This window comes from Curtobacterium sp. WHRI 8282 (assembly GCF_040223925.2).
In the GTDB taxonomy this organism is placed as follows: domain Bacteria; phylum Actinomycetota; class Actinomycetes; order Actinomycetales; family Microbacteriaceae; genus Curtobacterium; species Curtobacterium flaccumfaciens.
Genome location: NZ_JBEHCD020000002.1, coordinates 188,984 through 208,973 on the forward strand (window position 1 = coordinate 188,984; position 19,990 = coordinate 208,973).

General features: G+C 71.3%; 22 protein-coding genes. 11 read left to right on the forward strand and 11 right to left on the reverse strand.

The window, feature by feature from the left end; translation table 11 throughout:
- Positions 1-71 precede the first annotated feature (71 nt).
- From ABRP24_RS07220 to ABRP24_RS07235, 4 genes are all read left to right on the forward strand, one after another.
- A complete protein-coding gene (locus ABRP24_RS07220) occupies positions 72-818 on the forward strand; it encodes a 1-acyl-sn-glycerol-3-phosphate acyltransferase (RefSeq protein ID WP_027465061.1) in 747 nt (248 codons plus the stop codon).
- Positions 819-953: 135 nt separating this feature from the next.
- A complete protein-coding gene (locus ABRP24_RS07225; protein ID WP_071248283.1) occupies positions 954-1,310 on the forward strand; it encodes a hypothetical protein in 357 nt (118 codons plus the stop codon).
- A gap of 19 nt (positions 1,311-1,329) precedes the next feature.
- Positions 1,330-2,250, forward strand: coding sequence for a M23 family metallopeptidase (locus tag ABRP24_RS07230; RefSeq protein WP_349847018.1), 921 nt, complete (start codon positions 1,330-1,332; stop codon positions 2,248-2,250).
- 73 nt (positions 2,251-2,323) lie between these two features.
- A complete protein-coding gene (locus tag ABRP24_RS07235; protein WP_301604708.1) occupies positions 2,324-3,160 on the forward strand; it encodes an NAD(P)-dependent oxidoreductase in 837 nt (278 codons plus the stop codon).
- A gap of 48 nt (positions 3,161-3,208) precedes the next feature.
- Here ABRP24_RS07235 and ABRP24_RS07240 read toward each other — a convergent pair whose 3' ends face one another.
- Together ABRP24_RS07240 and ABRP24_RS07245 are read right to left on the reverse strand one after the other, a co-directional pair.
- Positions 3,209-3,412 (reverse strand): hypothetical protein, encoded by a 204-nt coding sequence (locus ABRP24_RS07240; RefSeq protein ID WP_027465064.1) that lies wholly within the window; start codon positions 3,410-3,412, stop codon positions 3,209-3,211.
- Between the two features lie 10 nt (positions 3,413-3,422).
- On the reverse strand, positions 3,423-3,941 hold the full coding sequence (locus ABRP24_RS07245) for a MarR family winged helix-turn-helix transcriptional regulator (protein ID WP_071248276.1): 519 nt from the start codon (positions 3,939-3,941) through the stop codon (positions 3,423-3,425).
- A 131-nt stretch (positions 3,942-4,072) separates the two neighbouring features.
- Here ABRP24_RS07245 and ABRP24_RS07250 point away from each other — a divergent pair, with 131 nt between their 5' ends.
- Complete coding sequence (locus ABRP24_RS07250; RefSeq protein ID WP_051596633.1) at positions 4,073-4,966, forward strand: alpha-E domain-containing protein; 894 nt, start codon at positions 4,073-4,075, stop codon at positions 4,964-4,966.
- Between the two features lie 170 nt (positions 4,967-5,136).
- Here ABRP24_RS07250 and ABRP24_RS07255 read toward each other — a convergent pair whose 3' ends face one another.
- Positions 5,137-6,465 carry an MFS transporter gene (locus tag ABRP24_RS07255; protein ID WP_348522468.1) on the reverse strand — a complete coding sequence of 443 codons (1,329 nt, stop codon included), beginning with the start codon at positions 6,463-6,465 and terminating at the stop codon, positions 5,137-5,139.
- Between the two features lie 5 nt (positions 6,466-6,470).
- On the reverse strand, positions 6,471-6,881 hold the full coding sequence (locus ABRP24_RS07260; protein ID WP_349847011.1) for a MarR family transcriptional regulator: 411 nt from the start codon (positions 6,879-6,881) through the stop codon (positions 6,471-6,473).
- A gap of 95 nt (positions 6,882-6,976) precedes the next feature.
- Here ABRP24_RS07260 and ABRP24_RS07265 point away from each other — a divergent pair, with 95 nt between their 5' ends.
- Positions 6,977-7,729: an SDR family NAD(P)-dependent oxidoreductase gene (locus ABRP24_RS07265; RefSeq protein ID WP_349847008.1), complete on the forward strand. Its 753-nt coding sequence runs from the start codon at positions 6,977-6,979 to the stop codon at positions 7,727-7,729.
- Between the two features lie 256 nt (positions 7,730-7,985).
- On the opposite strand, the gene ABRP24_RS07270 is transcribed toward ABRP24_RS07265, so the two are convergent.
- From ABRP24_RS07270 to ABRP24_RS07280, 3 genes are all read right to left on the reverse strand, one after another.
- The gene (locus ABRP24_RS07270) at positions 7,986-8,930 is read right to left on the reverse strand and encodes an acetamidase/formamidase family protein (RefSeq protein WP_232750432.1); all 945 of its coding nucleotides are present in this window, start codon (positions 8,928-8,930) and stop codon (positions 7,986-7,988) included.
- A gap of 181 nt (positions 8,931-9,111) precedes the next feature.
- Positions 9,112-9,381 carry a hypothetical protein gene (locus ABRP24_RS07275; RefSeq protein ID WP_071248265.1) on the reverse strand — a complete coding sequence of 90 codons (270 nt, stop codon included), beginning with the start codon at positions 9,379-9,381 and terminating at the stop codon, positions 9,112-9,114.
- 11 nt (positions 9,382-9,392) lie between these two features.
- Entirely contained in the window at positions 9,393-10,550 is a 1,158-nt protein-coding gene (locus tag ABRP24_RS07280; protein WP_138802610.1) for an inorganic phosphate transporter, read from the reverse strand.
- A gap of 105 nt (positions 10,551-10,655) precedes the next feature.
- Between ABRP24_RS07280 and ABRP24_RS07285 the strand changes: the two genes are divergently transcribed.
- The 3 genes from ABRP24_RS07285 (at position 10,656) to ABRP24_RS07295 (ending at position 13,108) form a co-directional block, all read left to right on the forward strand.
- Positions 10,656-11,573 (forward strand): alpha/beta hydrolase, encoded by a 918-nt coding sequence (locus tag ABRP24_RS07285; RefSeq protein ID WP_349847006.1) that lies wholly within the window; start codon positions 10,656-10,658, stop codon positions 11,571-11,573.
- The gene (locus tag ABRP24_RS07290; RefSeq protein WP_301625342.1) at positions 11,563-12,612 is read left to right on the forward strand and encodes a biotin/lipoate A/B protein ligase family protein; all 1,050 of its coding nucleotides are present in this window, start codon (positions 11,563-11,565) and stop codon (positions 12,610-12,612) included. Before ABRP24_RS07285 ends, ABRP24_RS07290 begins: the two co-directional genes overlap by 11 nt.
- A 166-nt stretch (positions 12,613-12,778) precedes the next feature.
- Positions 12,779-13,108, forward strand: a complete 330-nt coding sequence (locus tag ABRP24_RS07295) for a hypothetical protein (RefSeq protein WP_051596634.1) — start codon at positions 12,779-12,781, stop codon at positions 13,106-13,108.
- A 37-nt stretch (positions 13,109-13,145) separates the two neighbouring features.
- On the opposite strand, the gene ABRP24_RS07300 is transcribed toward ABRP24_RS07295, so the two are convergent.
- Complete coding sequence (locus ABRP24_RS07300; protein WP_027465074.1) at positions 13,146-13,436, reverse strand: GNAT family N-acetyltransferase; 291 nt, start codon at positions 13,434-13,436, stop codon at positions 13,146-13,148.
- 135 nt (positions 13,437-13,571) lie between these two features.
- On the opposite strand from ABRP24_RS07300, the gene ABRP24_RS07305 reads away from it, so the two are divergent.
- Both ABRP24_RS07305 and ABRP24_RS07310 read left to right on the forward strand, forming a co-directional pair.
- Entirely contained in the window at positions 13,572-14,462 is an 891-nt protein-coding gene (locus ABRP24_RS07305; RefSeq protein ID WP_301629441.1) for a site-specific DNA-methyltransferase, read from the forward strand.
- Between the two features lie 95 nt (positions 14,463-14,557).
- Positions 14,558-15,064 carry a hypothetical protein gene (locus tag ABRP24_RS07310; RefSeq protein WP_301629442.1) on the forward strand — a complete coding sequence of 169 codons (507 nt, stop codon included), beginning with the start codon at positions 14,558-14,560 and terminating at the stop codon, positions 15,062-15,064.
- 154 nt (positions 15,065-15,218) lie between these two features.
- Here ABRP24_RS07310 and ABRP24_RS07315 read toward each other — a convergent pair whose 3' ends face one another.
- The 3 genes from ABRP24_RS07315 to ABRP24_RS07325 form a co-directional block, all read right to left on the reverse strand.
- Positions 15,219-17,666 carry an MDR family MFS transporter gene (locus ABRP24_RS07315; RefSeq protein ID WP_349847002.1) on the reverse strand — a complete coding sequence of 816 codons (2,448 nt, stop codon included), beginning with the start codon at positions 17,664-17,666 and terminating at the stop codon, positions 15,219-15,221.
- 223 nt (positions 17,667-17,889) lie between these two features.
- Entirely contained in the window at positions 17,890-19,509 is a 1,620-nt protein-coding gene (gene pgm / locus ABRP24_RS07320) for a phosphoglucomutase (alpha-D-glucose-1,6-bisphosphate-dependent) (RefSeq protein ID WP_027465078.1), read from the reverse strand.
- A gap of 145 nt (positions 19,510-19,654) precedes the next feature.
- Positions 19,655-19,900, reverse strand: coding sequence for a hypothetical protein (locus tag ABRP24_RS07325; RefSeq protein ID WP_138802615.1), 246 nt, complete (start codon positions 19,898-19,900; stop codon positions 19,655-19,657).
- Between the last annotated feature and the right edge of the window lie 90 nt (positions 19,901-19,990).

Here is a 19,990-nt window from a genome sequence, read left to right on the forward strand (position 1 = left end):
CATGCCGTTCCGGGCATGTGCCCTCCGCGCGCCTCATTACACTCGGTAGCTCGCCACCACGAGGAGGTCCGGTGTCCGGTTCGACGAAGTTCGCCACCGTGCTCAGTCGCGCGGTGGTGACCCCGCTCGCCCGGTTGCTGTGGCGGCCGAAGATCATCGGTCGTCGGAACGTCCCGAAGCGCGGCCCGGTGATCCTCGCGAGCAACCACCGCTCGTTCATCGACTCGCCCGCGATCACGCTCATGGCGCCGCGCAAGGTGTCGTTCCTGGCGAAGCAGGAGTACTTCACGGGTTCGGGGCTCAAGGGAGCCGTCTCGCGGGCGTTCTTCGGTGGCATCGGCGCCATCGGGGTCGAGCGTGGCGCGGGTGCGGCGGCCCAGCAGGCCCTCGACCTCGGTCTGGCACGCCTGCAGGAGGGCGAGGCGTTCGCGATCTACCCGGAGGGCACGCGCTCGCTCGACGGCCGGATCTACAAGGGCCGAACTGGAGTGGCGTGGCTGGCGTTGACGAGCGGTGCCCCTGTGGTGCCCGTCGCGCTCACCGGCACCGAGGACGTGCAGCCGGTCGGGTCCCGGCTGCCGAAGCTCGCCCGCGTGACGATCGAGTTCGGGCAGCCGATCGACCTGTCGTCCTTCGGCGAGGCGTCGTCCGGTCGTGCTCGGCGCCACGCGACCGATGCGGTGATGGCGGCGATCCAGGAGCTCAGCGGCCAGGAGCCGGCGAACGCCTACAACAACCCGCCCGCGACGATCGTGGAACGGGTCCGTCGTGCGCTGCAGCCGGACGACCCGACCGCGGCCGCCGTCGACCCGGACTGATCGCGGCGACTGTCCGGTCACTATTGCACATCTGAAATATCGATGGTTGAATGGCGGACGTGCCGCTCGGCACGCCGCCATCGCCGGTCGCCCGAGAACGACCAGCCACGACATCCAGATCGGACCGTCCGCAGCATGTCCTCCACCCCGCTCTTCGACTCCATCGCCCAGCGTCGCGATCAGGCCGACGCTCCACACTCCACCGTGCACTCCACCCCGTCGCCGGCGCTCGCCGTCGTGACCCCGGTGCCGACCTCGCCGATGTCCGCGCCCGTCCGCCCGGGTGACTCCACGCTGGTCCCGGCCGCCCTCGTCGCCGCGATCGACGAGATCCCGGTGCGGGTGGCATCGGCCCTCGTGACCGAGGTCACGATCCGTCCCGAGCACCTCGTCCTGGTCGAGACCGTCGCCGACGCGATCACCCGCGCTGTCGTCGACGCCGTCGTGTGCGAGCTGGACCGGATCGCCCGTGACGGCGTCGTCCGCGTCTGACCGGGCCGGTCACCGCACGATGACGACCCTCGACGACGGTCTGCCCCGGCGCCCGCGCGGTGCCGAGCGCCGTACCGCCGACCGACCGACCGAGCCCCCGCTGCGCCGTGCACGGCACGCTGCACAGCCCGGGCCCCTCCGAGCCGCCGGGGTGGCGGTGCCCCCTCCCGCCACCCCGGCTTCCACCCGGCCCGCGCAGTCCGCACGGCCGACCCGGTCCACGCTGGCCGCGCGGCCGACCCGGCCCACGCAGGCCGCCGCTCCCGCGCGCCGCCGTCTCGCGTCGTTCCGGATCCCCGCCCGGCGGACACTGCCCGCCGCGGCGGTGACCGCCGTCACGTGCCTGTTCGTCGCGGTCGGCTCCCCGCAGACCGCCGTCGCCGCTCCGGCCGCTCCGGAAGCCACGTCGGCATCGGCCGGCATGCAGCACTTCGTCGCCGACGGTTCGTCCGGGCCGACCGCCGGCCGCGACGACTTCTCGGTGGGTCGTGCCGCGGCAGCCCTCCGGGTCCCCGGTGGCTCGGGCCCGACCGGTGGAGCCGTCCGCCCCACGGTCGGTGCGGTCCCCGACGCCGGTGGCTTCGGCTCCCGCTGGGTCGTCGGCTGCGCGGCATGCTCGTCGAACCACCAGGGGGTCGACTTCGCCGCGGCCATCGGGACCCCGGTCGTCGCCGCGCTGCGCGGCCGGGTCGTCTCGGCGGGTGTGCTCGGTGGCTACGGCAACCAGGTCCTCCTGCAGCACGCCGACGGCACCGCGACCCGGTACGGGCACCTGTCGGCGATCGACGTCCGCCCCGGCCAGGTCCTCCGCGCGGGGGAACGCCTCGGGGCCGTCGGCAACACGGGCGTCTCGACCGGCGCCCACCTGCACTTCGAGGTCATCGTGGCCGGCACACCGATCGACCCGGCCGCCTGGCTGCAGGCTCGCGGCCTCCTCTGACGGCGGCGGGCGTAGCGTCGGGACGGTCGCGGCACGGAGCCGCGCCAGGACGGAGACGCACGTGCGAGTGACGGTGTTGGGGACGGGTGCGATGGGCGCCGGCGTGGCTGGATCGCTGCTCCGTGACGGCCACCAGGTGACGGTCTGGAACCGGAGTGCCGACAAGGCCGCACCCCTGGGGGACCGCGGCGCAACGGTGGCGAGTGACCCGGGCAGTGCCGTCGAGCACGCCGAGGTCGTCCTGCTCACCCTGTTCGACACCGATGCGGTCGTCGATGTCCTCGAGCAGGCCGCTGGTGACGCCCCGACCGACGCCGTGTGGGTGCAGGCCTCGACGATCGGGGTCGACGGCACCGCGACGGTCGTGCAACTGGCCGAGAAGTACGGCATCACCCTGGTCGAGGCCATGATGCTCGGCACGAAGGCCCCCGCGGAACAGGGCAAGCTCACGATGCTCGCGGCCGGCCCCGCGGACCTGCTGGACCGTGTCGACCCCGTGCTCGACGCGATCGGCGCGAAGACCGTCCGTGCCGGCGACCACGTCGGCGACGGCACCGCACTCAAGCTCGCCGCGAACGCCTGGATCGCGTCGATCACCGCGGCGACCGGGCAGTCCCTGGCTCTGGCGGCGGCACTCGGGCTCGACCCCGCGCTGTTCCTGCAGGCGATCGAGGGCAGCGCGAGCGACTCCGCCTACGCCCACACCAAGGGTGCCGCAATGATCGCCCGCGAGTTCCCCGCCCAGTTCGCACTCGACGGCCTGCGGAAGGACATCGGACTCATCACCGATGCCGCCCGGACCGCCGGGGTGTCCACCACGCTGCTCGAGGCACTCGGGCGCGTCTACGCCGATGCCAGCGCAGCCGGGCACGGGGGCGACGACATCGCCGCGGTCGGCACCGCGTTCTGACACACGGGCACCCGCACCCGCACGCGCACGCACGGATCGGCCGATCGATCAGCCCCGACGGAACAACCGCCGAAGCCGCTTCGTGAGCCGCCCCACGGCCTCGTCGTTCATGGTGTTGGCGAGGTCGAACGCCTCACGAGCCGGATCGGACCCGGCCTGGATGCGTCGGAGTGCTGCGTCGGCACGGGCTCGCGAGTCGAGCTCGGCGAACGGCATGTCGTCCTCGGGGTGGTGCTCGCCGCGAGGGTCCATGCAGACCAGGCTACGCGCGACGGAGGTGGTCCGACCCGCCGTCGAGCTCGTCCACGACGCGGACCATTTCGTCCAGGAAGTCCACGACGACGGCCATCTCGTTGCTCGGCAGGTGCTCGGTGACCTCGAGCGCGCGGGCGTCGAGCTCCTCGATGACCCGGAGCGCGTGCCGCATCGAGGTGCCGGTGGCGGTGAGGATCACGCCACGGCGATCGTTCGGGTCGGCGTGCCGTTCGACGTGACCGCTGCGGACGAGCCGGTCGACGAGCGCCGACGTCGACGCCGCCGTGATCTCGAGCCGCTCGGCGAGGTCCTTCGCGTTGACGGTGCGGCCGTCGTGCTCGGCGTCGATCAGGAACCGGAGCGCCAGCAGTGCGTTCTCGCCGATCCCCAGTGCCTCGCGCGCTCGGCGCTGGGCAGCGCTCTCGGCCGTCCGGTACCGCCGCAGGGCGTTGAGGACGTCCACGGCGGAGACCGCGGAGTCCTCGTACCAGTACCCCGCGGTGCTGGTCATCACCTCGGACGTCATGCCCCAATGCTAGACGCTCTAGTTAGATTGTCTAGCGAGCGCGGAGACGGGACACCTGCAACACCCGTGACGCGGTTCTGTAACACCCCGGCAACGCTGGCTCGTTAGGTTCTGGACATGCAGGAGCAGCCGTGCTGAGCCGCCTCGCGGGGAACGTCTTCCACGTGGGGAGCGCGGTGGAGCGCACCGACGTCGTCGCACGGTTGCTCGACGTCTACGTCGCCCGCCGCGAACCAGGCACCCTCGACGACGACCGGCTCGTGTCCACCGAGCTCCGCAGCGTCATCGGGACCACCGGCCCCGCGAACGACCCGGACCGCGCCGCCACCGTCGACGCCCTCGCGCTCGACCGGCACGAACCCGCGTCCATCGCCGCCGCGGTCGCCGTCGCCCGCGACCACGCACGCCGTGCCCGCGAGGTCGTCTCGAGCGAGCTCTGGGACTGCCTCGACGTCACGCGGTCGCGGATGCCCCGGAAGATCGCCCCCGACCGTGCGCACGAGTTCCTCGGCTGGGTGCGGGAGCGCAGTGCCCTCGCCATCGGGGTGGTCGAGGGCGACGCCAGCCGTGACGAGGTGTGGGAGTTCTTCACCCTCGGGCGATCACTCACCCGCTGCGCCTCCACCGCACGGCTGCTGGCGTCGCGGCTGCTCGAGCCGGACGCGGTCACCTCGTGGACGGCGGCGCTCCGGGCGTGCGGCGCGGGCGAGGCCTTCCTGCGCGGACGCGACCACCCACCGGTGCCGTCCGACGCCGCCGCCTTCCTGCTCCTCGACGCCCACAGCCCGCGGTCGTTGCGCTTCACCGTGCACCGCGCGGCCGAGTGCCTGGCCGACGTCGCCCCGTCCTGCGTCGCGGACGAGGTCGCCGGGTTCGACGAGGTCCGCGCCCTGCTCGACGGCATCCCCGAGGAGTCGGCGCTCGCGGTGGCGGGTGACGTCGGGCAACGGCTGGCGGTGGCTGCCGACCGCGTCGCCGCGGCCCTCGACGAACGCGTCTTCGCGTCGTCCGCTCCCGTCCTCTGAGCCGACCGGGGGCGTGTGGCGGAAGGCGGCTGGTCCGCGCGTCGTGACCGCGGCCGTGGGCCCGGGTGGCGTCTGACGGGAGGCCCGTGGCGGCGCCGGTGCGGGCCTCCCGTCCGACGGTCGGTGCGTCACTGGCCGTCGGCCGACGGGCAGGGCGACCCGCCGGTCCGTCAGACGGCGCTGGAGCGGTCGGCGAGCGCCTCGTCGCGTTCCAGCTCGCGGCGGAGCGCCGCGCGTGAGCCGACCACCGGCACGGCGTGCGTGATCGCCAGGTGCAGCCGCGAGTCGGCGTCGTAGCGCAGCCGGACCCGCTGGTACCGGACGAGCCAGACGAGCGCGATCCCGAGTGCGACGAAGCCCGAGGCGGCGCCGACGACGATCGCCCAGCGCGGGCCGAAGGCGTCGGCGACGGCACCGACGAGCGGGGCGCCGATGGGGGTGCCGCCCGCGAAGATCGCCATGTAGAGCGCCATCACGCGACCGCGCATCGCGGGCTTCGTCGTGGTCTGCACCAGGGCGTTCGCCGTGGTCATGAAGGTCAGGGACGCGAGCCCGACGAACACCAGCACGATCGCGAAGGTCCAGTACGTCGGAGCGAGGGCCGCGGCCGTGCACGCGAGCCCGAACCCGCCGGCGGCGAGGACGAGGGTGCGCATCCGCGGCTTGTCCCGGCGGGCGGACAGCAGCGCGCCGAGCACCGAGCCGATCGCCATCACCGAGTTGAGCAGCCCGAACTCGCCGGCGCCCTGGTGGAACTCGACCCGCGCCATCGTCGAGGTGAAGATCGGGAAGTTCACGCCGAACGTGCCGACGACGAAGATCATGCAGAGCACGACGACGATGTCCGGTCGGGTGCGGACGTACCGGAAGCCGGCGACGATCTGCCCCTTGCCGCGGCCCGCCCGGACCCGTTCGGCGAGCTGGGCGGGGTCGACGAACCGGAGTGCGAGCAGGACGGCCAGGAACGACCCGGCGTTGATGACGAACACCCATCCGGAGCCGATCGCCGCGATGAGCACACCGGCGACCGCGGGGCCGATCAGGCGTGCGGCGTTGAACGACGCGGAGTTCAGGGCGACGGCGTTCGAGACGTCCTCGCCCTGCACGACGTCGGAGACGAAGGCCTGCCGGATCGGGGCGTCGAACGCGGCGACGATGCCGAGTGCCAGGGCGAAGCCGTACAGCGCGAGCAGGGTGGCGGTGTGCGTGAGGACCATGACGCCGAGTCCCAGCCCGAGCAGTCCCATCAGGCCCTGGGTGAGCATGAGCATCTTCCGGCGGTCGAACCGGTCGGCGGCGAGCCCGGTGAGCGGCAGGAGCAGCAGCTGGGGGCCGAACTGCAGGGCCATCGTGATGCCCACCGCGACGGCGTTGTTGTCCGAGAGCTGGGTCAGCACGATCCAGTCCTGGGCGGTGCGCTGCATCCAGGTGCCGACGTTCGACACCAGGGCCCCGGCGAACCAGATGCGGTAGTTGCGTCCGGCGAGGGAGCGGAACATGGCGGTCACTGCTGGGCCAGCCTCCTCATGATCTCGGTGGCGTCGGCGAGGGTGCTCCGCTCGTCGGCGGTGAGTGCTGCGAGTCGCGGGGAGAGCCAGCCGTCGCGGCGGCGTCGGGTCTCCTCGACGAAGGCGGCTCCGGCGGGTGTCGCACCGAGCAGCACCTTGCGGCGGTCGTCGCCGTGCCCGCACTTGGACACCAGGCCCCGCTCCACCAGCACCGCGACGGTCTTCGTCATCGACGGCGGGGTGACGCCGTCCTGTCGGCTCAGGTCGGCCAGGGTCATGGCGCCTTCGCGGTGCAGTCGGGCGAGGGCGGAGAACTGCGCGTCCGTGACGCTCGAGTCGGCCTTCTGGGCACGGAGTGTGCGGGACAGCCTGTTCACCGCGATGCGGAGGTCGGTGGCGTCGGTCATCGGTCGTTAGCCTAGCTCATTAGTTCAGCGAACGAACTGGATTTCGGGTGTACCGTGCTCTTAGACAACACGTGTTGCCGAGAGAGAAGGAGAACATGTCCGAGTTCGAGGGCAAGGTCGCCGTCGTCACCGGTGGTGGCAGCGGCATCGGCGAGTCCGTCGCGAAGGAGCTCGCAGCGGCGGGCGCCACGGTGGTCGTCGCCGACATCAACCTGGCGGGCGCCGAGCGCGTCGCCGCGTCGATCGTGGAGGCCGGTGGCACCGCTCGCGCGTTCGAGGCGAACTCCGCGGTCGCCGCGGACAACGAGCGCATGGTGCAGTTCGCGGTCGACACGTTCGGCGCGCTGCACCTCGCCGTGAACAACGCCGGCATCGCTGCGGCACCGCAGCCGATCGGCGAGTACGACATCGCCGCCTGGGACCGCGTCCGTGCGGTCGACCTGGACGGCGTCTTCTACGGGCTGCGCTACGAGATCCCCGCGATGGTGTCCGCCGGCGGTGGCGCGATCGTGAACATGGCGTCGGTGCTCGGCGTGGTCGGGATGGCCCAGAACGCGGCGTACGTCACCTCGAAGCACGCGCTCGCCGGACTGACCAAGGTCGCCGCGCTCGAGTACTCGTCGCAGGGCGTCCGCACGAACGCCGTGGGCCCCGGGTTCATCGACACCCCGATGCTCCGGAAGTCGCTCTCGCCCGAGGCAGTCGCGGCACTCGAGGACGAGCACGCCACGAAGCGGCTCGGCACCGTCGCCGAGGTCGCCGCGCTCGTGCTGTTCCTGCTGAGCGACAAGGCCTCGTTCATCACGGGCAGCTACCACCTGGTGGACGGCGGCTATTCCGCCCACTGACGGCTCGGGTGCACCTGGTCGTTCCGGGCGTGCCGGGTCGAAACGGGCGTACCTGGTCGTTCCGGGCGTGCCGGGTCGAAACGGGCGTACCTGGTCGTTCCGGGCGTACCTGGTCGTTCCGGGCGTACCTGGTCGGTTCTTTCGACCAGGTACGCCCGTTTCCGCTTTCCAGCGCGGGTGCGATGGGAAGGACCGTCGGACGGGAGGCCCGCCCAGCGTGCGCCGGTCGGCTCGCGCTGGGCGGGCCTCCCGTCCTTCAGTGCCGCGCGTCCGTCAGGATCGCGTCGTGCGGGAGCAGCGCGTGCACGCCCCACGTGCGGTTCGCGACCTGCGTGATGCGCATGCTCACCGCCACGCTCGCCATCGCGAGTGCCTCGGCGCGGCCGATCCCGTGCAGCCCGGCGATCCAGTCGACCATCCGGTCGAGCGCCGTGGCCGTCGCGACGTTGAGGTCGGCATCGAAGCCGAAGGTGATGCGTCCGGCGGGGGTGTCGGCGTGCACACCCTCGACCGGAGCCCGGTCGAGGAGCGTCAGGGTCATCGTCGTGGTCATGCCGCACTCGACCGCCGTCCCGGAGACCTCGCCGTCGCCCTGGGCCGCGTGCCCGTCGCCGACGTGGAGCAGGGCGTCCGGCACCGTCACGGGCAGGTACAGGGTGGAGCCGGCGATCAGCTCGCGGCAGTCGATGTTGCCGCCGCCGACCGTGCGGGGCGGGATCGTCGAGTGCTCCCCGGTGGGCTCGGGCGGGACGCCGACGACGCCGAGGAACGGTGCCGTCCGCACCCCGAGGCCGAGCTGGTTCACGGCGACACCGGCGGGCACGTCGATGTCCCAGAGCAGCGGGCCGCGCGACGCCGGATCGGTCAGGCCGAGCGCGCGGTTCACCGGGGAGTCGACCCCGCCCGAGGCCGTGTAGCCCCAGTCGTCGGGCACGAGGTCGTCGAAGTGCACCGCCAGGACCATCCCCGGACGTGCTCCCGCGACGGCGATCGGCCCGACCAGGCAGTGGCCCCGGCGCGGGTCGATCAGGGTCGGGGCGTCCAGGCCCGGGCCCGGCTGGCGTTCCGTGTAGCCCGCGGCGCTCAGGGTTCGGACCGTCACCGTGTCGCCCGGTTCAACGGTCAGGACCGGCTGGCGTTCGGCGGTGAAGACGTCGACGGCGGAGTCGACCGTGGCGTCGAGGTGGTGGTGGGTGGTCACCCGTCGATCATCCCAGGCGGGGGTTCTGGGCGTGCCTGGTCGGATCGGGCGTACCTGGGCGGAACGGGCGTACCTGGTCGGATCGGGCGTGCCTGGTCGGAACGGGCGTACCTGGTCGGAAGTTCTGACCAGGGACGCCCGATTCCACCAACCATCGCGGGTGTTCTGGGAAGGAACGTCCTCAGTGGAACTGGGGGATCGTCAACCAGATGCCCGCCAGCACCGCGGCGATGCACAGCGCGAAGCACAACACGGCTCCCGCCAGTGCCGCCGGCGGGGTGTGCCCGGAGCGCGGGGTCTCGTCGGAGTACTGCGTGCGCTCGCCGCCCGCGTCGTCCGGCTGCCCCGTCCCGAGCAACCGGAGGCCGAGCGTGTACACGAGCACCAGGCCCACGGCGGCCACGAAGCCGACGCCGGCGACCGTGCCGATCGCGGTGAAGTCGATGTCCATCGTCGTTCCCCTCAGTTCGTCGCGCCGGTCGGCTGCGGCTCGGCCTGCTCGGCCGGCCCGGACTCGGTGGTGATGTCCTCGTGCGAGATCGGCTTGCGCTTGGCGAGGACGGAGAAGGTGAGCCCGCCGGCCAGGGCGAGGACCGCGACGAGCACCAGCCCGAAGGCCGAGGTCGACGCGAGCCAGGTCGCGAGCGCCCCGACCACCGCAGCGGCGGGCAGCGTGATCACCCACGCGACGACGATGCGGCCGACGACCGACCAGTGCACGTCGGCGAGCTTCTTGCCGAGCCCCGAACCGACGACCGCGCCGCTCGTCACGTGGGTCGTCGAGAGCGCGAAGCCCAGGTGCGACGAGATGAGGATCGTCGCGGCGGAGCTGGTCTCGGCGGCGAAGCCCTGCGGCGACTGCACGTCGGAGATCTTCTTGCCGACGGTCTGCATGATCCGCCAGCCGCCCATGTACGTGCCGAGGCCGATCGCGAGCCCGCAGGCCAGGATCACCCAGAGCGCCGGACCGGTGCCGGCGGCCTGGTAGTTCGCGGCGATGAGGGTCAGCGTGATGACGCCCATCGTCTTCTGCGCGTCGTTCGTGCCGTGTGCGAGCGACACCAGCGACGCCGAGATCGTCTGCCCGTGCCGGAACCCCGTCGCCGCACCGTGCGTCGTCGCGTTCTTCGTGAGCACGTACGCCAGGTACGTCGCGACCAGGGCGATCACCCCGGCGATGACCGGGGAGAGCAGCGCTGGCAGGACGACCTTCGACACCACCGTCGCCCAGCTGATCGAGTTCAGACCGGCCCCGATGATCGAGGCGCCGATGAGCCCGCCGAAGAGCGCGTGCGTGGAGGACGATGGCAGCCCGAGGTACCAGGTCGCCAGGTTCCAGAGCACCGCGCCGACGAGCCCCGCGAAGATCATCGTGGGGGAGATGTGGATGCCGTCCTGCCCCTCACGGATGATGCCCTGCGAGACGGTCTTGGCGACCTCGGTGGACAGGAACGCGCCGACCACGTTGAGCACGGCGGAGATGAGCACGGCGGTCCGGGGCTTGAGTGCTCCCGTGGCGACCGACGTGGCCATGGCGTTCGCGGTGTCGTGGAAGCCGTTCGTGAAGTCGAACACGAGGGCCACGACGATCACCAGCGTGACGATGACGATGACGTCCATGCGCAGGACGCTAGGCCCGCCCGGAACCCCCTGCGTGAACGCCGGGTGAACAGGTCCGGGATGGAGCGCGTCTGCGAGGATGGCAGTGTCTGAAAGGATGCGAGTGTGCCCACCTTCTCCGCCGCTCGCGGCGACGCCTCGTTCACCGACGCCCACGGCGTCGAGATCGTCTACTCGACCTGGCGTGCGGCACGGCCGAAGGGTGTCGTGCAGATCGCGCACGGGGTCGGGGAGCACGGGCTCCGGTACGAACCGCTCGCGCAGGACCTGGTGCGCGCCGGCTACACCGTGCACGCGAACGACCACCGCGGGCACGGACGCACCGGCCTGACCCAGTGGGACGGCGACCACGCCAAGCTCGGTCGGCTCGGCCCCGGCGGCCTGCGTGCGGCGATCGCCGCGGTGGAGCAGATGAGCGCGGTCGCGCGGGCCGACGAACCCGGGCTGCCGCTCGTGCTCCTCGGGCACTCGTGGGGGTCGCTCATGGCGCAGCGGATCGTGAACACCTCGTCGGACCGCTACGACGGCGTCGTCCTGTCCGCGAGCGCCTACCGGCTGCCCGGCTGGATGAACAGCGGCGACCTCAACGCACGGCACGCGGGGTCGGGACCCACCAAGTACGAGTGGCTCACCCGCGACCGCACGATCATCGACGCGATGGCGCTCGACCCCCTGGCGGTCGAGGCCGACGTCATCGGGCTGTTCGGGCTCGCCGACACCCTCCGGCTGCTCGGGGTGCCGCGGCGGGGGATCCCGCACGACCTGCCGATGCTGCTGCAGGTCGGCTCCGACGACACCCTCGGGGGTCCGCGCTCGATCGAGCGTCTGGCGCAGGCGTACCGCCGACGCGGCCGGCTGTCCGACGTGACCGTGCAGGTGTACGAGGGCGCGCGGCACGAGGTCTACAACGAGACGAACCGCGCAGAGGTCATCGGCGACCTGGTCGCGTGGCTCGACCGGGTGACGGCCGGCCCACTGCCGGGCAGTCGGCCGTCCGGAATAGGGTTGCGGCATGCACGGTGAGTACAAGGTCCCCGGAGGCAAGCTGGTCGTCGTCGACCTCGAGGTCGTCGACGGCTCGATCCAGCAGTTCCGCCTGGCGGGTGACTTCTTCCTGGAACCCGACGACGCGCTGCCGCTCATCGACGCGGCCGTGAACGGGCTCCCCGCCACCACCGACGCCGCGGGCATCGCCGCAGCCGTGCGGGCGGCCCTGCCGACCGATGCGGTGCTGCTCGGCTTCACGCCCGAGTCCGTCGGCGTCGCGGTGCGCCGCGCGCTGTCGCGGGCCTCGACCTGGCGCGACCACGACTGGCAGATCGTGCACGAGGGGCCGATCAGCCCGAACGAGCACCTCGCGCTCGACCAGGTGCTGACCGAAGAGGTCGGTGCAGGCCGTCGCGGTCCCACGCTGCGCATCTGGGAGTGGGACCAGCCAGCCGTCGTGATCGGCTCGTTCCAGTCGCTCAAGAACGAGGTCGACCCCGCCGGCGCCGAGAAGTACGGCGTGCAGGTGGTCCGACGGATCTCCGGCGGCGGCGCGATGTTCATGGACGCCGGTGCCGTGATCTCGTACTCGCTCTACGTGCCGTCCGACCTGGTGCAGGGCATGACCTTCGCCGACTCGTACGCGTTCCTCGACGAATGGGTGATCGAGGCGCTCAAGTCGCTCGGCATCGAGGCGTACTACCAGCCGCTCAACGACATCACCTCGACCAAGGGGAAGATCGGCGGTGCCGCACAGAAGCGCCTCGGTACCGGTTCGCTCCTGCACCACGCCACCATGAGTTACGACATGGACGGCGAGAAGATGGTGCAGGTGCTGCGCATCGGGCGCGAGAAGATGAGCGACAAGGGCACCACCAGCGCCGCGAAGCGCGTCGACCCGCTCCGCTCGCAGACGGGGCTGTCCCGCGCCGAGATCATCGAGCGGCTGATCGGCACCTTCACCCGCCTGTACGGGGCGACCGAGGGGCACATCACCCAGGCCGAGCGGGAGCGGGCGCAGGAGCTGGTGCGGACGAAGTTCGCGACGAAGGAGTGGCTCGAGCGGGTGCCGTGAGCCCCGTTCCGATGGACGATGGACGCGACGGCCGGAGCTGAGGGGGGACGTCCCGGCCGCCGCTGGTTCGAGTGTGCGCCTCGACCTCATGAACCAGACGTGTGGATGATGAGAATCCCCCGCGCGGCTGATCCGCTCGCCGCGCAGCCCACGTAGCGTCGCTGCCGTGAACTGGTTGATCTTCCTGGGGGCGGTGGCCGCCGTGGCCGTCGTGGTGTGGATCGCCGATCGCATGGGGTGGATCGACCTGTCGAACAAATCCCAGCGGAGCGGTGGATCCGGAGGCATGGTCGGGATGCTGGACGAGGTGTTCGCACCGACCCGGCACGAGACCCAAGCCGAGTACGAACGGCAGGCGCGCCTGCCGAAACAGGCCCCGTCACCGGCGGACGACGACCACGACCTGCTCAGCGGCAGCGTGCTCATCCGGGTGCCGACGGTGCGGAGCGCCGGGCGGCACGAGGCCCGAGTGGGGACGCACGACCGCTCGTACTGAGCTGATGGGCGCCGCGCTCGTCAGCGCGTCGCTCGCGTCAGCGCGTCGTGAGCTCCTGGTAGTCCGGGTGCCGCTCGATCCACGCGTGCACGTAGCTGCACTGCGCGACGACCCGGCGTGACGAACTCGCACGCACGTCGTCGAGGGCGTGCTGCACCAGGATCGACGCGTGCCCACCACCGCGGTGCTCGGGATCGACCTCGGTGTGCACGAAGCGGATCTCGTCGCCGTCGATCTCGTACGCCGCGAGGCCGATGACCTCGCCGTCCTCGATCAGGGAGTACTGCTGCTTGTCGGTGTCGTTGCGGACCTCGGGTGCTGCTGCCATGCACTCGACCGTACGCCGGGGCCTGGGCGTGCGGTGCGTGTTCGCTCGGTGCGGTGCGGTGCGGTGCGGTGCGGTGCGGTGCGGTGCGGTGCGGTGTGCGTCGAGCGTGCTCGCTCGGTGCGCGACAATGGGTCCGTGCGCAGGGGAGACGACCGAGGCCCGGACCGCGTCGTCCTCGGCGACGCCCTCGACGTGGTCCCCGCCTACCCGGACGGGTCCTTCACGCTGGTGTACCTCGACCCGCCGTTCAACACCGGCCGGTACCAGCGCCGGCACGCGACGTCCGCCGTGCCGAAGGCCGACGGTCCCGTGATGGGATTCCACGGCCGGACCTACGAGCGGGTGCGCGGCGACCTGATGCGCTTCGACGACCGGTTCGAGGACTACTGGTCGTTCCTCGAGCCCCGACTCATCGAGGCCTGGCGGCTGCTCGCCGCCGACGGCACGCTGTACCTGCACCTCGACTACCGCGAGTCGCACTACGCCAAGGTGCTGCTCGACGCGCTGTTCGGCCGTGAGTCGTTCCTGAACGAGATTGTCTGGGCCTACGACTTCGGTGCCAAGTCCAAGACGCGCTGGCCCACCAAGCACGACACGATCCTGGTCTACGTGAAGGACCCATCGCGGTACTGGTTCGACTCCGAGGCCGTCGACCGCGAGCCGTACATGGCGCCGGGTCTCGTCACCCCCGAGAAGCGCGAGCGCGGCAAGCTGCCCACCGACGTCTGGTGGCACACGATCGTCTCGCCGACCGGCCGCGAGAAGACCGGCTACCCCACGCAGAAGCCCGAGGGGGTGTTGCGGCGGATCGTGCAGGCGTCCTCACGCGAGGGGGACTGGGTGCTCGACTTCTTCGCGGGCAGTGGGACCACGGGCGCCGTGGCACAGGCGTTGGGGCGGCGGTACGTGCTGGTGGACGACAACCCCGCGGCGATCGACGTGATGCGGAGGCGGTTGCCGGGTGCGTCGTTCGAGGTGGCTGGAGCACCGGCGGCAGCGGCGGGGGACGCGGCGCCGGCGGTCTGAGGCGCGGCACCGAGAACGGCAACGGCTCCCTCGACCCGACGACCCGACGACCCGACGACCCAACGACCCGACGACCCGAGGGAGAACCGACGCCGATGACCGCCCTGAAGCAGTGGATCGCAGTCACCGTGACCACGATCGCGATCGTCGGCACGACTGCCGGCTGTTCTGGAGGACAGATGGAGAACCGACCGACCCAGGAGCCGGCCGATGCGAAGCGCAGCATCCAGCAGCTCGTCGACGACACGACCGATGCGCTCGGAGGGACGTGGACGGCCCAGGAAGGGCCGCGGCTCGGCACGTGCGAGGACGAGCGCGGCGTCGGTGAGGGTGTGAACTACACGTACATCAAGTCCCGTGCTGATCGCGGCGACGTCGAGCAGGGGATCCGGACGCTCGAGAAGCTGTGGGGCGAGCGCGGACTCGACACGAAGCGGTTCTCCGATGCCGACGCGTCCTCCAGCGGCGTCGACGGCAGCGGGGACGGCGTGGCGAACATCGGGTTCCAGTCCTCCGACCTCGGCGGGGGCGACACAGTCAGTGGCACCTCGGCGTGCGCTGCCGGGGACTACGTCGAGATGCGCGAGCGAGAGCGCTCGTAGCCTCCGCACGGGATCGACGATGTCGATGTCGTACGACGTCGACGGTGTCGCTCCCGCGCGGCCGCAACAGTTGCACGCGCGCAGATGCGACGAGGTCGCTGTCGTGCGACAGCGACCTCGTCGTTCGGCATCAGCGAGCGAGCGCCAGCGCCGACTACTCCGCGGAGTGCCGCCCGTGCGCGTGCGCGTCGTCAGCGTCCGGCCGGGAGGCGCGGCTCGCCTCCGCCGCATCGGCTCCGGCCCCGTGGGCGTCCGGCTCCACGACCGGGGCGGCGTGGGCAGCCCGGGTCCGGATGGCACCGGTCGTCGTCGGGGGCTCGTCGACCGGCGCAGCCGCCGAGTGTGCACCGTGCGTCGTGGCGTTCGGCAGCGGCGCGCGGGTGTCGTCGACCCCGTGCGGCAGCACCGAGACGTCCGACGCCCCGGTGGCCCGGGCGGACCGAGGCTGCACGTCCGGCGACGTCGGAACGTCGGGCGAGGTCGGGAACGACCCCGTCGGCACCGGACCGGCTCCAGGTGCGGCGGCGGCAGCGGCTGCAGCGGCCCTCCCGTCCGACCCCGCACCGGCTGCCGTGCGCGCGGCATCGGCCTGCTCCTGCAGCGCCGAGGTCTTGCGGAGCGGCGGCACCCGGAAGAACCACGTCAGCACGAACGCGAGCAGGATCACCGCGAGGCCGACGTAGTAGACACGGACGGCCGAGTCGCTGAACCCGACCAGGAACGGACGGCTCAGCCGGGGGTCCGCCCCGTTCAGGAACGACGTGTCGCTCGTCGCCGAGTCGGTGGACGAGCTCGCGGCCGAGTCGCCGCTCTTGAGCTGCTTGATCAGCGTCGGGGCGACCTGGTCGACGACGTTCTCCCGCTGCCCCTTGTCGGAGTAGTCGATCTGCAGCGTGCCGTCGACGACCGAGGCGTTCGCCTTCGTGGCCGCCGTCTCGAGCGCCTGCTGTTCGGCTGCGGGCTTGGCGTCGTCGACCTGCTGGGCGATGATCGTGTCCGCTGCGGCGGCCGGGACGGTCCCCGCGGCGACCTGCTGCTGCACGGCTGCCGTCACCTGCTTGGTCACGGCGGCGTCGGCGGCCTGCTTCGCCTGCGCGGTGCCCTGGTCGAGACCGTCCTGCACCTTCTTCTGCACCGGGTCGACGATCTTCGACCAGATCTCGTCCATCACGCCCTGGTTCCTCGACGCGTTCGCGACCGAGGGCGTCATCGCGGCGTTGAGCGCGCTCTTCAGGTCGGACTCGTTCTGCATCGCGGCGCTGATGTTCGTCGGCATCAGGGTGAACAGCACGGAGAGCAGGACAGCGGTGCCCATCGTGCCGCCGATCTGGCGGAAGAACGTCGCGGCGCTCGTGGCGACGCCGATGTCCCGCGGTGACACCGAGTTCTGCGCGGCGAGGGTCAGCGTCTGCATGAGCTGTCCGAGTCCGAGCCCGATGCCGAACATGCCGAGCATCAGGAACCACAGGGGCCGGTCGGCGGTCAGGAACGTCAGGACCGTGAAGCCGATCGCCGTGAACGCCGTTCCGGTGATCGGGAAGACCTGGTAGTTGCCGGTCCGCGAGATTATCTGGCCGGAGGCGATCGACGAGATCATCAGGCCGAGCACCATCGGCAGCATGGCGAACCCGGACTCGGTCGGGGTCACGCCCTTGACGATCTGCAGGTAGAGCGGGATCGTCAGCATCGCGCCGAACATGCCGAAGCCGACGAGCACGGACAGGATCGCGGACATCGAGAACACCCGCGATCCGAAGAGCTTCATCGGCAGGATCGCGTCGTCGCCCATGGCACGCTCGACGATGATGAACGCGATCAGGCCGAGGGCGCCGATGGCGTAGCAGGCGAAGGCGGCGGGGGAGTCCCAGCCCCACTCGCGGCCCTGCTCGGCGATGAGCAGCAGCGGCACGAGCGTGACGATGACGAGCGTCGCGCCCCACCAGTCGATACGGGGCTTGCCCCGGTCGCCGAACTTCGGCAGGTGCAGGAACGTCAGCACCATGAACAGGGCGATGATGCCGATCGGCACGTTGATCAGGAACACCCAGCGCCAGCCGGCGATGAACAGCAGCTGGTCCGCGCCGGCGAAGACGCCGCCGACGAGCGGCCCGATGACGGACGAGATGCCGAAGACCGCCAGGAAGTAGCCCTGGTACTTCGCCCGCTCGCGCGGGGCGAGCATGTCGCCCATGATCGCCAGCGGCAGGGACATCAGACCACCGGCACCCAGGCCCTGCAGCGCGCGGAACCCGGCGAGCATGAGCATCGAGTCGGAGAACGACGCCGCGAACGAACCGACGATGAAGATGCCGATCGCGGTGATGAAGAGCGGCCGGCGACCGAAGATGTCGGAGAGCTTGCCGTAGATCGGGGTCGTCACCGTCGACGCGATGAGGTACCCGGTGGTGACCCAGGCCTGCTGGTCGAGTCCGTGCAGGTCGTCACCGATGGTGCGGATCGCGGTGCCGACGATCGTCTGGTCGAGGGCACCGAGGAACATGCCGGCCATCAGGCCGTAGATCACCAACAGGATCTGTCGGTGGTTCATCACGACGTTGGACGCCGTGGTGGGGGCCGCGGGGGCGGTCGCCGTCTGGGTCATGAGCAGGGTCTCCCGGGGTACCGATGCGCTGGCAGAACGATTTTTGCGCTGCCTGCAAAGTTACAACTGCCGCAAGTGCTCGGTCGCACCGAGACGGCTTCCTGAGTGGATCGGCAGTCACGGTACGCCCAGTGGGCCCCGGTGGCACACGGCCTGGAGGCCCGGCACGGTTCCGGCGGACGGGCTGCGGTGTCCGAGACCCGCAGCCCGTCCGACGAGGGCGCTACGCGCCCAGTGCTGCGTCGACGATTTCCTTGGCCTCGCGCTGCACCTGCTCGAGGTGTTCCTGCCCGACGAAGCTCTCCGCGTAGATCTTGTAGACGTCCTCGGTGCCCGACGGGCGCGCGGCGAACCACGCCTTGTCGGTGACGACCTTCACGCCGCCGACGGCTGCGTCGTTGCCCGGGGCCTTCGACAGCTTCGCGGTGATCGGGTCGCCGGCCAGGGTGTCCGCGGTGATGGCGTCGCCGTCGAGCTTGCCGAGGCGAGCCTTCTGCTCCTTCGAGGCCGCGGCGTCGACGCGCTGGTAGACGGGGGCACCGAAGCGTTCGGTCAGCTCGGCGTAGAGCTGCGACGGGGTCTTGCCGGTGACGGCGACGATCTCGGACGCCAGGAGCGCCAGGATGATGCCGTCCTTGTCGGTGGTCCACGCGGTGCCGTCGGTGCGCAGGAACGACGCCCCCGCGGATTCCTCGCCGCCGAAGGCCACGGAGCCGTCGATCAGGCCGGGGACGAACCACTTGAAGCCGACCGGGACCTCCCACAGGCGACGGCCCAGGGACTCGGCGACGCGGTCGATGATGCTCGACGACACCAGGGTCTTGCCGATCGCGGCGTCGTCGCGCCACTCGGGCCGGTGCGCGTAGAGGTACTCGATCGCGACCGCGAGGTAGTGGTTCGGGTTCATCAGTCCGCCGTCGGGCGTGACGATCCCGTGCCGATCGGAGTCGGCGTCGTTACCCGTCAGCACGTCGAAGTCGTCCTTGCGAGCGAGCACCGAGGCCATCGCCGAGGGGCTCGACGGGTCCATCCGGATCTTGCCGTCCCAGTCGAGCGTCATGAACGCCCACGTGGGGTCGACCTCGGGGTTCACGACGGTCAGGTCGAGTCCGTAGTGGTCGCGGATGGCGTTCCAGTACGGCAGCGAGGCGCCACCGAGCGGGTCGGCACCGATCTTCACGCCGGCACGCTTGATCGCGGCGATGTCGATGATGTTCTCGAGGTCGGCGACGTACGTGTTCAGGAAGTCGTAGCGCTCGGGCGCGGCGTCCTCGGTGCGCTGCACCTCGGCGTTGCCGCCCTCGATGATCGCGTTCGCGCGGTTCGCGATCCAGCTCGTGGCGTCGCTGTCGGCGGGACCGCCGTGCGGCGGGTTGTACTTGAAGCCGCCGTCGCGGGGCGGGTTGTGGCTCGGCGTGATGACGATGCCGTCGGCCGTGTCCGGGTTGCCGGCGCGGTTGTAGCGGATGATCGCGTGGCTCAGCGCGGGCGTCGGCACGAAACCGTCCTGGCTGTCGGCGAGCACGCGCACGCCGTTGGCGGCGAGGACCTGCAGAGCGGTCTGCTCGGCGGGGGCCGAGAGCGCGTGGGTGTCGCGGCCGATGAAGAGCGGCCCGTCGGTGCCCTGCTCGCGGCGGTACTCCACGATCGCCTGCGTGATCGCGGCGATGTGGGTGTCGTTGAAGGCGGTGTCGAGCGACGACCCGCGGTGTCCGGACGTGCCGAACACGACCTTCTGCTCGGGGACCGAGACGTCGGGCACTCGGTCGTGGTAGGCGGCGAGGAGCTCGTCGAGGTCGACGAGGTCGTCTGCGGTCGCTGGGGTGCCGGCGCGGTCGTTCATGCGTCCATCCTGGCATCGGCCGCCCTGGCGCGTTCGGGGGAAGTGCACCGGAGGCCGGGGGAACGCGAGCGAGCGGCCGCCCCACCCGGGTCGAGGGGGGACACCCGGGGCGGACGACCGCTCGCGGTCTGTGGAGGCAGGTGCCTCAGGCGGTGCGGAACGAACCCGTCGCCGTGCGGAACGAGCCGGTCACGGTGCGCGTCGAGGACGTCGCGGTGCCGGGACGGCGGAACTGCGTGTCGACGAAGCGGCCGAGTGCTCGGCCGATGCCGGTGCCGGTGTAGCTGCCGACCGGGCTGCGGGTCGCGTCGCCGGCGAAGGCGCCGAGCTCGGCGCGGGTCTCGAGGCCGGTCACGTAGGCGCCGCCCAGGGGGTTCTGACGGTTCTGCATGGGTGCTCCTCGTCGTCGTGCCGAGGTCCGCGGGTCACCGAGCCGGCGACCGCGACGCCGTCGGCTGGATGACCACCACTCTACGCACTT

Coding starts and splice junctions, on each gene's coding strand:
- ABRP24_RS07315 (WP_349847002.1), bottom strand. CDS start 17,666: ATGACCCAGACGGCGACCGCCCCCGCGGCCCCCACCACGGCGTCCAAC.
- ABRP24_RS07230 (WP_349847018.1), top strand. CDS start 1,330: ATGACGACCCTCGACGACGGTCTGCCCCGGCGCCCGCGCGGTGCCGAG.
- ABRP24_RS07265 (WP_349847008.1), top strand. CDS start 6,977: ATGTCCGAGTTCGAGGGCAAGGTCGCCGTCGTCACCGGTGGTGGCAGC.
- ABRP24_RS07225 (WP_071248283.1), top strand. CDS start 954: ATGTCCTCCACCCCGCTCTTCGACTCCATCGCCCAGCGTCGCGATCAG.
- ABRP24_RS07280 (WP_138802610.1), bottom strand. CDS start 10,550: ATGGACGTCATCGTCATCGTCACGCTGGTGATCGTCGTGGCCCTCGTG.
- ABRP24_RS07240 (WP_027465064.1), bottom strand. CDS start 3,412: ATGGACCCTCGCGGCGAGCACCACCCCGAGGACGACATGCCGTTCGCC.
- ABRP24_RS07245 (WP_071248276.1), bottom strand. CDS start 3,941: ATGACGTCCGAGGTGATGACCAGCACCGCGGGGTACTGGTACGAGGAC.
- pgm (WP_027465078.1), bottom strand. CDS start 19,509: ATGAACGACCGCGCCGGCACCCCAGCGACCGCAGACGACCTCGTCGAC.
- ABRP24_RS07260 (WP_349847011.1), bottom strand. CDS start 6,881: ATGACCGACGCCACCGACCTCCGCATCGCGGTGAACAGGCTGTCCCGC.
- ABRP24_RS07310 (WP_301629442.1), top strand. CDS start 14,558: ATGACCGCCCTGAAGCAGTGGATCGCAGTCACCGTGACCACGATCGCG.
- ABRP24_RS07275 (WP_071248265.1), bottom strand. CDS start 9,381: ATGGACATCGACTTCACCGCGATCGGCACGGTCGCCGGCGTCGGCTTC.
- ABRP24_RS07255 (WP_348522468.1), bottom strand. CDS start 6,465: ATGTTCCGCTCCCTCGCCGGACGCAACTACCGCATCTGGTTCGCCGGG.
- ABRP24_RS07300 (WP_027465074.1), bottom strand. CDS start 13,436: ATGGCAGCAGCACCCGAGGTCCGCAACGACACCGACAAGCAGCAGTAC.
- ABRP24_RS07290 (WP_301625342.1), top strand. CDS start 11,563: ATGCACGGTGAGTACAAGGTCCCCGGAGGCAAGCTGGTCGTCGTCGAC.
- ABRP24_RS07325 (WP_138802615.1), bottom strand. CDS start 19,900: ATGCAGAACCGTCAGAACCCCCTGGGCGGCGCCTACGTGACCGGCCTC.